Origin of the sequence: Natronobiforma cellulositropha (genome assembly GCF_025629245.1) — an archaeon.
Lineage (GTDB): Archaea > Halobacteriota > Halobacteria > Halobacteriales > Natrialbaceae > Natronobiforma > Natronobiforma cellulositropha.
Genome location: NZ_JANZXN010000060.1, coordinates 141,020 through 152,628 on the forward strand (window position 1 = coordinate 141,020; position 11,609 = coordinate 152,628).

At 65.6% G+C, this 11,609-nt stretch carries 11 protein-coding genes; 7 read left to right on the forward strand and 4 right to left on the reverse strand.

The genetic code is table 11. From position 1 onward, the window contains the following. Positions 1–2: 2 nt before the first annotated feature. The 3 genes from N0B15_RS18040 to mdh all read right to left on the reverse strand — a co-directional run bounded on the left by N0B15_RS18040 (position 3) and on the right by mdh (position 2,998). Complete coding sequence (locus N0B15_RS18040; protein WP_263021100.1) at positions 3–1,232, reverse strand: ABC transporter permease; 1,230 nt, start codon at positions 1,230–1,232, stop codon at positions 3–5. Further along, on the reverse strand, positions 1,229–1,993 hold the full coding sequence (locus N0B15_RS18045) for an ABC transporter ATP-binding protein (protein WP_263021101.1): 765 nt from the start codon (positions 1,991–1,993) through the stop codon (positions 1,229–1,231). Before N0B15_RS18045 ends, N0B15_RS18040 begins: the two co-directional genes overlap by 4 nt. Before the next feature lie 90 nt (positions 1,994–2,083). Beyond that, a complete protein-coding gene (mdh, locus tag N0B15_RS18050) occupies positions 2,084–2,998 on the reverse strand; it encodes a malate dehydrogenase (RefSeq protein WP_263021102.1) in 915 nt (304 codons plus the stop codon). Positions 2,999–3,229: 231 nt separating this feature from the next. On the opposite strand from mdh, the gene N0B15_RS18055 reads away from it, so the two are divergent. The 4 genes from N0B15_RS18055 (at position 3,230) to N0B15_RS18070 (ending at position 5,918) form a co-directional block, all read left to right on the forward strand. Further along, on the forward strand, positions 3,230–4,186 hold the full coding sequence (locus tag N0B15_RS18055) for a protein kinase family protein (protein ID WP_263021103.1): 957 nt from the start codon (positions 3,230–3,232) through the stop codon (positions 4,184–4,186). A gap of 51 nt (positions 4,187–4,237) precedes the next feature. Further along, the gene (locus N0B15_RS18060) at positions 4,238–4,594 is read left to right on the forward strand and encodes a hypothetical protein (protein WP_263021104.1); all 357 of its coding nucleotides are present in this window, start codon (positions 4,238–4,240) and stop codon (positions 4,592–4,594) included. A 90-nt stretch (positions 4,595–4,684) separates the two neighbouring features. Then, positions 4,685–5,128 (forward strand): TIGR00725 family protein, encoded by a 444-nt coding sequence (locus tag N0B15_RS18065; RefSeq protein ID WP_263021105.1) that lies wholly within the window; start codon positions 4,685–4,687, stop codon positions 5,126–5,128. 73 nt (positions 5,129–5,201) lie between these two features. Beyond that, on the forward strand, positions 5,202–5,918 hold the full coding sequence (locus N0B15_RS18070) for an Sjogren's syndrome/scleroderma autoantigen 1 family protein (protein ID WP_263021106.1): 717 nt from the start codon (positions 5,202–5,204) through the stop codon (positions 5,916–5,918). A gap of 24 nt (positions 5,919–5,942) precedes the next feature. On the opposite strand, the gene N0B15_RS18075 is transcribed toward N0B15_RS18070, so the two are convergent. Continuing rightward, positions 5,943–8,447 (reverse strand): DEAD/DEAH box helicase, encoded by a 2,505-nt coding sequence (locus N0B15_RS18075; RefSeq protein ID WP_263021107.1) that lies wholly within the window; start codon positions 8,445–8,447, stop codon positions 5,943–5,945. A gap of 210 nt (positions 8,448–8,657) precedes the next feature. Between N0B15_RS18075 and N0B15_RS18080 the strand changes: the two genes are divergently transcribed. The 3 genes from N0B15_RS18080 (at position 8,658) to N0B15_RS18090 (ending at position 11,397) form a co-directional block, all read left to right on the forward strand. After that, positions 8,658–9,515 carry an SAM-dependent methyltransferase gene (locus tag N0B15_RS18080; protein ID WP_263021108.1) on the forward strand — a complete coding sequence of 286 codons (858 nt, stop codon included), beginning with the start codon at positions 8,658–8,660 and terminating at the stop codon, positions 9,513–9,515. Positions 9,516–9,631: 116 nt separating this feature from the next. After that, the gene (locus N0B15_RS18085) at positions 9,632–10,462 is read left to right on the forward strand and encodes an ABC transporter permease (RefSeq protein WP_263021109.1); all 831 of its coding nucleotides are present in this window, start codon (positions 9,632–9,634) and stop codon (positions 10,460–10,462) included. Continuing rightward, the gene (locus N0B15_RS18090) at positions 10,459–11,397 is read left to right on the forward strand and encodes an ABC transporter ATP-binding protein (protein WP_263021110.1); all 939 of its coding nucleotides are present in this window, start codon (positions 10,459–10,461) and stop codon (positions 11,395–11,397) included. Before N0B15_RS18085 ends, N0B15_RS18090 begins: the two co-directional genes overlap by 4 nt. Positions 11,398–11,609 lie beyond the last annotated feature (212 nt).

Genomic DNA, 11,609 nt, shown 5'->3' on the forward strand with positions numbered 1-11,609 from the left:
CGTCACTCGTGTCTGAGCGCCTCGATGGGGTCGGTTTTCGCCGCCTGCCAGGCGGGGTAGAGCCCCGAGAGGACGCCGACGCCGACGCCGACGGCGATGGCGATGGCGATCCAGTCGAGCGGGTAGACCATCGGCCACTCGAGCAGAGAGACACCGAGGAAGCCGACGCCGAGGCCGAGGAGGACGCCGAAGACGGAGCCGATGAACCCGAGGATGACCGACTCGACGAGGAACAGCTGCAGAATATCCCGGTTTGTCGCGCCGACGGCTTTCATGATGCCGATCTCGCGGGTGCGCTCGGTGACGCTGACGATCATGATGTTGGCGATGCCGATCGAGCCGACGACGAGAGCGATCGCGGCGATGCCGGCGATGAGGATCGTGAGCTGGTCGACGATCTCGGTCACCTGCTCGATGGCGTCGTCGACGGTCTGGACGGCGATCTCGTGGTCGCCCTGTTTGAGCTGGCTGGCGTCGGCCTCGTCGGACTCGAAGTACTCGAGGATGGCCGTCTGGACGCCGTCGACGGATTCCGGGCCCTCGGCGACGACGACCAGCGACGAGTAGGCGTGTTCGGTCGTCTCGCGGGGCGTCTCGATCGTCGTCGTGTAGAACGGATCGGTCGGCACGTAGAGCATCGGCGACGAGCCGAACCCATCGGCCTCCTCGACGACACCGACGACCGTGACGGTCTCGCTCGAGCCGTCGGGCAACGAGAGGGTGAGTTCGTCGCCGACGCCGACCCCGCCGTCGAAGAGCTGCGCCGCGTGGGCGTTGATCATCGCCTCGTTCGCGCCCGCGGTGAACGCCTCGCCATCGACGATCTCCTCGGGCAAGAAGTAGCCGTCGGTCGTCGCGGTCACCCCGACCGTCCCCGTCACCCGGTCGCCGCCGTGTGCCGTCTGCGTGACCGGGATGCTGGCCGTGGGCGAGACCGACGAGACCCCATCGAGCGCCTCGAGACGTTCGACGTCGTGTTCGGTGTAGATCGCCGCGTCGACTTCGATCACGCCGAAGCCGTCCGCGGGGGTCGTCTGCGTCCAGACGAGCATCCCCGGTTCGTCGAACGACTCGAGGTCGCCGACGATGCTCGCGGTGAACGCACCACCGAGAACCATGAACGTGATGACGGAGGCGACGCCGATGATGACGCCGAGGGTCGTCAGCGTCGAGCGGAGTTTGTGCGAGGCGATCGACCGCCAGCTAATCCGGAGGCTCTCGGGAAGGTTCACGCGTCACCACCGGCGCTGGCCACGGAGTCGTCGCTCGACGCGCCCGCAGGGTCTCCCGAGCCGAGGTCTTCGATCGTCTCGATCCGGCCGTCGAGGACGTGAACGATCCGGTCGGCGTAGGCGGCGGTGTTGGGCTCGTGTGTCACCATCAGGATCGTGGCGCCCTCCGCGTGGAGCTCTTCGAACAGCGACATGATGCGGTCGCCGGTGGCGGTGTCGAGGTTGCCCGTCGGTTCGTCGGCCAAGATGAGCGTGGGGTCGTTCGCGAGCGCGCGGGCGATAGCGACACGCTGGCGCTGCCCGCCGGAGAGTTCACTCGGTGCGTGGTCTACCCGGTCTTCCAGCCCGACGCGTGCCAGGAGCGTCCGTGCGCGCTCGCGTCGCCCCTCGACGGTGGGCGCGAACAGCATCGGGAGCGTCACGTTCTCGGCTGCGCTCAGCCGGGGCATGAGGTTGAACGTCTGGAAGACGAACCCGATCTCTCGGCCCCTGAGCCGGGCCCGCTCGCGCCCCGAGAGCTCGGCAATCCGTTGACCGCCGAGTTCGACGGTACCAGCGTCGGGCGTATCCAGACAGCCGAGAACGTTCATCAGCGTCGACTTTCCGGAGCCACTCGGTCCCATCACCGCGGTAAACGACCCCGCGGGGAGCGTCAGCGAGACGCCGTCGAGGGCGTGGACCGGCTCACCGCCCAGTTCGTAGGTCCGACGGACGTCCACTGCGGCCACAGCAGGGGCATTAGGCTCCGACTCACGAGTCATTGCCGAAGAGTTCAGATCGGATACTAAAATATCTTGCTAAATCAACACGTCTGCCGTGAAACGGCCGCTCGAGACCACGCCGGCGCGAGCTTACGCGATCTTCTCGTACTGTTCGGCGAGCTTCTCGGCGGCCTCGCCGAGCTGGTCGCGCTCGAACGCCGAGAGGTCCCACTCGACGATCTCCTCGACGCCGTTGGCTCCGAGTTTGACCGGGACGCCGAGGGCGACGTCCTCGTGGCCGAACTCGCCCTCGAGTGCGACGCTCGCGGGGAGCACCGCGCCGGTGTCGCGCAGGACGGCCTCGACCATGTGGGCGACGCCGGTGGCGGGACCCCACTCGGTCGCGCCCTTCTTCTCGATGACGTTCATCGCGCTGGTCTGCAGTTCCTCGAGGAGTTCGTCCTTTTCGTCGTCGGAGAACTCGGGGTCCGTGCCGTCGACGCGGACTTTCGAGAAGACCGGCACCTGTGCGTCGCCGTGTTCGCCGAGGATGGTCGCCTCGACGTTCTGGACGGGGGCGTCGTAGCGCTGGGAGATCACGTAGCGAAATCGCGCGGAGTCGAGACGGCCGCCGAAGCCGATGACCTGCTCGCGCGGTCGAGTACCGGTCTCGTAGAGGTGGCGGTTCAACAGGTCGACCGGGTTCGAGGTCGTGATGGTGATGAAGTCGTCGTTGTACTCGGCGAGCGAGGAGCCGATGTCCTCCATGATCGGCGCGTTGTCACCCGCGAGGTCGATCCGGGTCTGTCCCGGCTGGCGTGGAATACCCGCCGTGATGACGACGACGTCGGAGCCCTCGGTGTCCTCGTAGCCACCCTGTCTGACGACGGTGTTCGAGTCGTAGGCCACGCCGTGGTTCGTGTCGGCGGCCTGTCCGACCGTCGTGTCCTCCTGAGACGGGATGTCCACGAAGACGAGTTCGTCACAGATGTCCCTGAGTGCGATGTTGTAGCCCGCTGCGGCCCCGACCGTCCCGGCCGCACCGACCACGCTAACTTTCGTCATACCACGTAGAAATCCACCCGGTGGCGCGTTAAATCCGTCGAAACCTTCGTGAATGCGGGGTTCGACGATCAGTAGGTCGACGATCGTCGAAGTGGCCACCACTGCGGTGGGCGCCAAGGGATCGCGGTCTCGGCCAACACCCCGCCGGTAGGGTGTGGCGACGAGTGTAACCGCCAGCCAGCGGAGATGCGAAGCGCTATACCCGTCACTGTACGTGGTTTCGATAGCTGAATGTGCGCTCGTGACGACGACGGCCGACTGCCCACACTCGAGTGGAACCAGCCGGAGACGGCCGTCCTCCGGTCGTTCGCGAGGCTCGTGCTCACACCCGGCGTTCACACGAGACACGTCCACCCTGGGGAGTCGTTCACGCTGTTTCCGCCGCCGGAGTCGGCGACGAGCGAGCGGATCGGAGACTGGAGTGCCTACGATCCGGCCGACGTGACGGCGTTCGTGCCGTTTCCAGAGCAGTTCCGGGCGGGCGGCCACTCCGCTGCGTACATGGAGACGGCAGACCTCAGCGATGCACCGACCGACGCGAACGTCGCGTTCGTCACCCACTACCGGGCGGAGGCGAACCCCGAGACGAGCGAGCGCCCGCCGGTTCCCGGCCACGCCCACCGACGAATCGTGACGTTCGCGTTTCTGTCGGCGATGGGCGTCGCCACCCCGGCACACACGTTTCACCTCACCGAAGAGTGGATTGCCGTCGAAGGAATCGACGGCGAGACGGTGGTTCGTCTCACGACGCGAGCGGCCAACAACGTCGACCGCGACGAGTTCCTCGACCAGCTCGCCGCACAACTGCTCGCTGGAAACCGGGACCTCCACGAGGGGAACGTCTTCGTCCGCGAGGACGGCAGCGTCTACTGTGTCGATCTCGATCACGGCGCGGTCAGACACACCCACTGGGAACAGGTCGAACGGGCCGCGACGATGGCCGCAGATCTCGCCGGAGCGATCGACGACCAGCGAACCGCGCCCGCACTCGAGGTCGGCCCGGGAGACGTGGTGGACCGGACACAGCAACTCGCGAGCGCGCTCGTCGAGTACGGGGTGGTCCCACCCATCCGCCGCGGACTCGAGGACTACGACCGGATCCTCGACGCGGTGGGGTTCTCCGAGTCGGTCCACTGTGAGCACATCGCGGCGAACGTCGAGTACCTGAACACGTACGAGCAGGCCTGACGGAGACGCGGCGGTACACTTATGCGAATTCGCCGAGGAATGTACGACGATATGGTTCGAGTCGCCATCTACAGCACGGCCGCGGCCGACGTCGTCGCCTCGCCCGAGCACCGCGACTGGCGACTCGAGGCGGTGTGGGAAGACGGCCAGTGGACCGAGGGCACGTTGCCCACCGACCCAACGACTCTGACGGGTGCGGAGGTACTCGAGCGCTACACCGGCCCGACGGTGTTCGCGTTCGACGCCTCCGAACTACCCGATTACCTCCCACCGCTGCCCGAGGGGTCTCAGAACGACACCACCGGTGTGAGCGGCCAGCGCCGCCACTCTCGTCGATACGCGCTCGACACCAGGCGGCAGAACGCGCGCCGACGGAACCCCCGTTCTCGACACCGCGCACAGCGGTGAGTACGAACGCAGACGCCGCCTCGAGTTACCACCTCTCGAGTCGGAGGGTCGCTCCTAAGCCGGACGCCTCCGAACAGCGGAGTGAGCAACATGCGCGTCAGTGTCATCGGCGGCGGCGTCGTAGACGGAGAGGAACGAGCCATCGCGCAAGCGGTCGGCCGCGAACTCGGCGAGCGCGGCCACACCGTCGTCTGCGGCGGCCGGGGCGGCACGATGGCGGCCGTCTGTCGCGGGGCGAAGGCAGCAGGCGGCGAGACGGTCGGCATCTTACCGGGGACCGACCCGGACGCCGCGAACCCGTACGTCGACACCGCCATCGCGACCGGTCTGGGCCACACCAGGAACGCGCTCGTCCCGCTCAACGGCGACGGCGTCGTCGCCCTCTCGGGCGGTCCCGGCACGCTCACCGAAATCGGCTTCGCGCTGATCTACGGGCGGCCGGTCGTCGGTCTCGAGACCCACGAGGTTCCCGAGGTCGAAGCCGTCGAGACGCCCACCGCGGCGGTCGACGCACTCGAGCGGACGCTCGAGTAGCTGATCTCGCTCGAGTCGTCTCACCAGCGGCCGCTTCGCAGCCTTTTCGGCGCTCGAGTCCCTTCACTCCCCCATGAGCGACTTCGACAAGGAGGCCGAACGCGAGAAGCTTCGCAAGAAGTACGAGCGGGACAAGGCCGACCGCGAGGCCACCCAGCGGATGAGCGACCTGCTGTTGAAGGGGGCGACGATGACCAACACCCACTGTAACGTCTGTGGCGACCCGTTCTTCACACAGGACGGCGTCACCTTCTGTCCCTCCTGTCACGGGGGACCGGAGGGTGTCGAGGCGAGTGTGGGAGACGCCGACGCGGCCGCTGCCGAGGGGAGCCAGCCACGGAACGCGCCGAGTCAGGAGCCAGCATCGGCCCAGGAGCCAGCGCCGACACAGTCCCCCGAGACGGCAACGGACGCGAGTCCCGAGCCGACGGGCGACACCCCGACTGAGACGGACGACGGCGAAGCGGCGACAACCACACCAGCGGCGGCGAACGACGGCACAGCACCGACCGAAGCCAACGGCGGCGCAGCGACGACGGAGACGGCGACGGCCGACGCGAACGCCACGACACCACCCTCACCCACCGCGAGCGCTCGAGCGAGCACGCCCGACCCCTCGCTCGAGCGGCCAGCGCTCGAGGCTGGCGACCTCGCCGAGGCCCACGACGCGCTGACGGGGGCACTCGAGCGCTTCGCCCGCGAGGCCGCGACGACCGACGATCCGCGCTACGCCAAGGAGTGTCTCGAGGCCGCACGCGAGGCCGCAGAGGCGCTGGCAGCGTTGCGGTGATCGGCGGCGAGCGCCCCGTTCTCGTTATCCGCCGCGGCTACCGGTGTAGCCGCTCGCGACGACCTCGCGGATGCGCTCGGCCGTCACTTTCCCGACGCCGTCGGCCTCGCGCAGTTCTTCCTCGTTCGCGGTCATCACCGCCTCGACGGAGCCGAAGGTCTCGAGCAACGACCGGGCGGTGACGGGACCGATGTCGGCGATCGAGGAGACGACGTACTCCTGCTGTTCGCCGAGGGTCTTCGCCCCCTTCTCGCCGTGGACGCTCACCTCGCGGCCCTCGAGTGACTGCTCGCGCCCGGCGATCACCGCCAGCAGTTCCGTGGTGTCGGTCTCGCCCTCACTCCGCAGAATGCTCGCACCGAAGTCGACGGCCAGACTCGAGAGCGCACCCCTGATCGCGTTCGGGTGGATGTCGCGCTGTTCGTAGAGACCGTCGCCCTCGACGATGACGACCGGCCGCGAGTAGTGACGCGCCATCGCGCCCACCTGCTCGAACAGCGAGCGCTCGCCGTCGACGAGCGAGTCGACGAAGTCGGCGACCGACTTGCGCTCGACGACGACCCGATCCGAGAGCACGTAGTCGCCGACGGCGAGCGTCTCGAGACGGACCCGAATCTCCTCGCGCCTCGAGAGGTCGCGGGCGATGTTCGCGTCCATCTCGCGCTGGTCGGCGACGATTTCGACCGTCTCGCCGTCGGCACTCGGTGGGTCGACAGGCGACGAATCGGTGTCCCCGTCGCCATCTTCAGCAGCACCGTCCCCAGCAGTGCCGTCCTCAGCAGTGCCATCCTCCGCAGCGCCATCGGCGGTGCTGTCCGCAGGACGGTCTCCATCCGGCCCACCGTTCCCATCACCGGGAGCGTCGGCGAACGACTCGAGTCCGGGTTGCATCGAGGACCCGGCCCTCGGCCCGCCGCCCTCGCCGTCGGCGGCCGAGGCGAACGCCGCGAGCGACTGCTGGGAGGCGTCGAGTTCGGTCTCGAGGTCGCTCGCGATCCCCTTCAGCGCGCGGAGTTCCTTTTCCATCTCCTTCTCGCGACGCCGGGAGATCCAGAAGTAGGCCTCGTCGCGAGTGTCCTCGGCGAGGAGGACGACGACGCGGCCTTTCGACTGGCGGCCCGTCCGGCCCTTGCGCTGGATCGACCGGATCGCCGTCGGCACGGGTTCGTAAAAGAGCACGAGGTCGACCTCGGGAACGTCGAGACCCTCCTCTGCGACCGAGGTCGAGACGAGCACCTCGAACTCGCCGTTGCGGAAGTCGTCGAGTACCTCCTGTTGTTGGGTCTGGGTCATCCCATCCGATCCCTCGCGGTCGCCCTGGCCGACGAACCGGCGGGCGTCGAAGCTCTCGTCGAGAAACGCCGTCAGCGCCTCGGCGGTGTCGCGCGACTCGGTGAAGACGATCACCCGCTCGCCGCCCTCGAGTCCGAGTGTCTCGGCCAGCAGCATCCGGGTCTTGCGGTACTTCGGGTGGAGCTGGTCGAACGCCTCGATCCGGCGCATCGCCTCTCTGACCCGGGGGTCGCTCACCAGCCGCTGGCTCGCCTTCGAGGCCCCGGCAGAGCGCGCCTGATTGCGCTGGCGCTCGAAGTACCGTCGCGCCGCCTCGACGCTCTGGGTCTCGACGACGGTCACCGCCTGGCGGAGTTTCATCACCTCCGCGTGGGCGGACATCCCCTTGTAGCCCTCCGACTGGTCGTTCGAGATGAGTTTCTGGAGTTCGGCGCGCATCCGGTTGAGGTCCTTCTGTGACTGGTCAGGTTTCGTCGAGCGCGCCACCCCGAGTTCCTTGAGCCGCTCGAGACGGTCGGTGACGACCTCGTTGAGCGCGTCGCGGATCTCGATGATCTCGTCGGGGAGTTCGATACGCTCCCACTCGACCTCGGTCGAGTAGGTGAACTGAGCGACGTCGGCGTCGTCTTCGGTCATCACCTCGACCTCGCGCAGGCCGAGGTTCTCACAGACCTCGAGAATCGCCTCCTCGTCGCCGCCGGGCGAGGCGCTCATGCCGGTGACGAGCGGGTCGGTGGCGTCGGCGTGGTAGCGCTCGGCGATGTAGTTGTAGGCGTAGTCGCCGGTGGCGCGGTGACACTCGTCGAAGGTGAGGTGGGTCACCTCGGCGAGTGAGATGCGACTCCCAACGAGGTCGTTCTCGATCACCTGCGGGGTCGCCATCACGACCGTCGACGCCTCCCAGAGGGCGGCGCGGTCGTCGGGGCTGACGTCGCCGGTGAAGACGACGATCTCCTCGTCGGGAACCGCGAGCGCCTCGCGGTAGAAGTCGGCGTGTTGCTGGACCAACGGCTTGGTGGGCGCGAGCATCAGCGCCTTCCCGCCGACCTCGTCGAGGCGGCGCGCCGTGACGAGGAGGCTCACCGTCGTCTTCCCGAGTCCGGTGGGGAGACAGACGAGCGTGTGATCGTTCGCCGCCGTCCCGGCGAGTTTTAGCTGATAGAGGCGACGCTCGAGGAAGTTCGACTCGAGCAGCGGGTGCTCGATGGGGGGCGGCGTCTCGTCCGTCGCGGCCATTGGCCACCGGTTCGCGGCGGTCGCGGATAAGGATTCGTGTAGCGAGGTGAAAGTGAACGCGCGGGTAACGGTGCAGCCAGGGCCGAGGAATTGTACAGTAATTCAGAGAATATGTTAAATATACGGTATGACATATACTCACCGTGAGTGACAGAGTGGAGATTGGAGACAGTCAACGGAAATCACCGTTCTGACCCGTCGTGAGGCGATATGCACACACCCACCACCGAAGAGATCAGGCGGCTGTACGAGGACAGCCACCAGTCGCTTCTCCGCGATTCCGACCGTCAGAACCACCGCAGTATTCGGCACGGCTACTTCGACGAGGACACCGAGAGCGAGGCATCAGCCGCCGACAATATGCGACGGACGCTGTCTAGCCTGGTTTCACTCGAAGAGACGGGCACCGTCCTCGATGTCGGCTGTGGATTCGGTGACGATGCGACCTGGCTCGCGAGCCACGACGGTGTCGAGGTGCTCGGGATCAACATCGTCGAGGAACAACTCGAGGTTGCCCGGTCGCTCGCACGGGAACGCGGGGTCGGCGACCAGGTCTCGTTTCGGATCGACGATTTCCACGAGATGGCGAGCGTTCCCGACGACTCCATCGACGTGGTCTGGTGCGTCGAGGCGCTGTGTCACGCACGAGACGACGCGCTCGTCGTCGAACAGATCGATCGGGTCCTCGACGACGGTGGCCAGGCCGTCGTTGCGGACCTGTTTCTCACGGATCGGTCACGGGCGAGCGAGTCGTCGGTCGAGACCTATCGCGAGGAGTTAGGAACGAATCCCGAACCACTCGAGACGGCCGTCGAGGCGTTCGACAAGTGCGGGTACGCGGTACGGACGCGTGACGTAACCGGGGCTATCGTTCCGTCCGCGAAGCGAAACTATCGGTACGGGCTGTGGGGCCACCCCTATTATCGGCTCCGGGGTGTGTTGACACGCTCACAGACGGACCGACGGTATGCGTCGACCGCTCGAGGGATGAAGAGTCAGTACCGGGCGATTCGCGACGGGTCGCTCCTGTACGCGATCGTCGTCGCGACGTCTGCCTCGTCGCGGTAGAATTCACTCGATGATAAACAAGTACGACCGAACGGCCGCCCTCGAGAAGAGTATAGGACTGCGAAGTAGTCACCAATACAAATAAGCATTCCGACAGACCCAAACCAGCAGTACTCATGGAATATACATTACCGAACCGCGTGCCGTGGACGAGACAGACGACGACGTTCACACGCAGGCACCTTCAGCAGTTGAGTCGGAGCAAGATGATCGTCTTTCTCGCCGTGGTCTGGCCCGTTCTCTGGTACTTCCTGACGATGGAGTTCTTCATCGACGTGCCAGCCGACGCCGACGTCGGACCGATCAAAGCGGCCAACGGGATGAACTATGGACTGTTCGGTGCGTTCACCGTGACAGTGGCGGTCTTCGCCGGGGAGTTCGCTCGAGACCTCGACGGGGAGCGGTATCGGAAGTTCCGGACGATGCCGGTCTCGCCGTCGGCGGACCTCGTCGGCAGGTTCCTCGCCGGGTTCCTGCTCGGCGTCGGTTCGTATCTCATGACGATCGGTGTCGCGTACGCACACGGCGGGTCGTTCGGCGGTCTCGGTGTCCAGACAGTCGCCGTGATCGCCCTGACGCTGGCGCTGTTCTGCCTGATCGCGATGGCCCTCGCGATGGGGCTCGCGATCGTGATCACGAAGCCCGAACACATGACGACGATCGCAGTCGTTGCCGTTCTGATGGCGTTCTTCGTCACCGGCTACAACGGGACGGCACCATCGTTGATCGCACAGAATGCGGAGATGGTCAACTACCTGCCGAACTCGCTGGCGACACGGATGCAGATCGCCGTCTGGGCGGGTGCAGAGAACGTCGAGTTCATGACACCACCGGAGGCACCGGTCTCGGCATCGTACGCCGGTATACTCGCCGGTTACGCTGCGGTCCTCTCGGCTACATCGTTCGCGATCATCAAACAGTTCGGCTACGGGGGGGTCCGCCGATGAGCGAGAGTGTGCGTACGGTTCTCGAGGCACACGGCGTGAGAAAGCGCTTCGACGAGAACCAGGTACTCACGGGTGTCGACCTCACGATACTGGAGGGAGAAATCCTCATGTTGATGGGATCGAACGGTGCCGGAAAGTCGGTGCTGACGTCGTGTTTGACCGGGAGCGTTCGACCCGACACCGGACGCATCGAACTCTTCGACGGGCTGTCCCCGAGAGATGCTCGTCCGCTGTTCAGCATCATGATGCAGGGGCGGATGGCCGACCCCGACCTGACCGGCCACGAGAATCTCCAGTTCTACGGGAGTTTACACCCGAACGGCACGAACTCGTGGCAAACACTCGTCGAGCGACTCGAACTCGAGAGTGAACTCGACCGGCCGGTCGCAGAGTACTCCGGTGGAATGGAACGGAAACTCGAGATCGCAATCACCCTCAGCGTCGACGTACCGTTGTACTTCCTCGACGAACCCACCGCAGAGCTCGACCTGGCGATGATTCAGGAGCTTCACGACATCGTCCTAGAGCAGCGGGACGCTGGGAAGACTATCGTGGTCACGAGTCACGCACCGCTCGATGCACAGATCGCAGAGCGGATCGCGTTCCTCAGAGATGGGGAAATCGTCGCGGACGGACGACCGGAGGCGTTGTTCGAGAGCGTTCCACCCGTGCTACGTGTGCGGGGGGCCGTCCCGCCAGCAACGAGTGTCGTCGGTGAGCGTTTGTTCCAGCGCGGTGACGAGGTCCGTGGCTTCCTTCCGGACGAAGACGCGCTCGGCCGGGTACGAGACCAGGTGGACGAGCGTGGAAACGACGTCCTCGTCGAGATCGACCGTCCGTCCTACACGGACCTGTTCAACTACTACACGTACGTGCAGGAAAATGCCAGGCCTGTTGGAAAAAACGCCGTGCAGTGTACAGACGGCGGTCAGTGACGAGACCGGTACTATCTAGCACAAGCGTACCTGACGCGAGAGAACATTCTGACAAATTGGATAAAAAGTTAATATGTGCGAGTGAGAACACATTGAGTGGCCAACGGGAATTGCTATGAAATCTGGCTACTGGTGATATCTGCGTGTGCCAACATAGCACGTCACGTGGCCACACAACCGATAGAGCAACCATGAAATTCGAACTAAGCGAA

What these genes read in the sequence shown, in the direction of transcription:
- N0B15_RS18045 (WP_263021101.1), bottom strand. Translation starts at nt 1,993, where the DNA reads ATGACTCGTGAGTCGGAGCCTAATGCCCCTGCTGTGGCCGCAGTGGAC.
- mdh (WP_263021102.1), bottom strand. Translation starts at nt 2,998, where the DNA reads ATGACGAAAGTTAGCGTGGTCGGTGCGGCCGGGACGGTCGGGGCCGCA.
- N0B15_RS18055 (WP_263021103.1), top strand. Translation starts at nt 3,230, where the DNA reads ATGTGCGCTCGTGACGACGACGGCCGACTGCCCACACTCGAGTGGAAC.
- N0B15_RS18060 (WP_263021104.1), top strand. Translation starts at nt 4,238, where the DNA reads ATGGTTCGAGTCGCCATCTACAGCACGGCCGCGGCCGACGTCGTCGCC.
- N0B15_RS18065 (WP_263021105.1), top strand. Translation starts at nt 4,685, where the DNA reads ATGCGCGTCAGTGTCATCGGCGGCGGCGTCGTAGACGGAGAGGAACGA.
- N0B15_RS18070 (WP_263021106.1), top strand. Translation starts at nt 5,202, where the DNA reads ATGAGCGACTTCGACAAGGAGGCCGAACGCGAGAAGCTTCGCAAGAAG.
- N0B15_RS18075 (WP_263021107.1), bottom strand. Translation starts at nt 8,447, where the DNA reads ATGGCCGCGACGGACGAGACGCCGCCCCCCATCGAGCACCCGCTGCTC.
- N0B15_RS18080 (WP_263021108.1), top strand. Translation starts at nt 8,658, where the DNA reads ATGCACACACCCACCACCGAAGAGATCAGGCGGCTGTACGAGGACAGC.
- N0B15_RS18085 (WP_263021109.1), top strand. Translation starts at nt 9,632, where the DNA reads ATGGAATATACATTACCGAACCGCGTGCCGTGGACGAGACAGACGACG.
- N0B15_RS18090 (WP_263021110.1), top strand. Translation starts at nt 10,459, where the DNA reads ATGAGCGAGAGTGTGCGTACGGTTCTCGAGGCACACGGCGTGAGAAAG.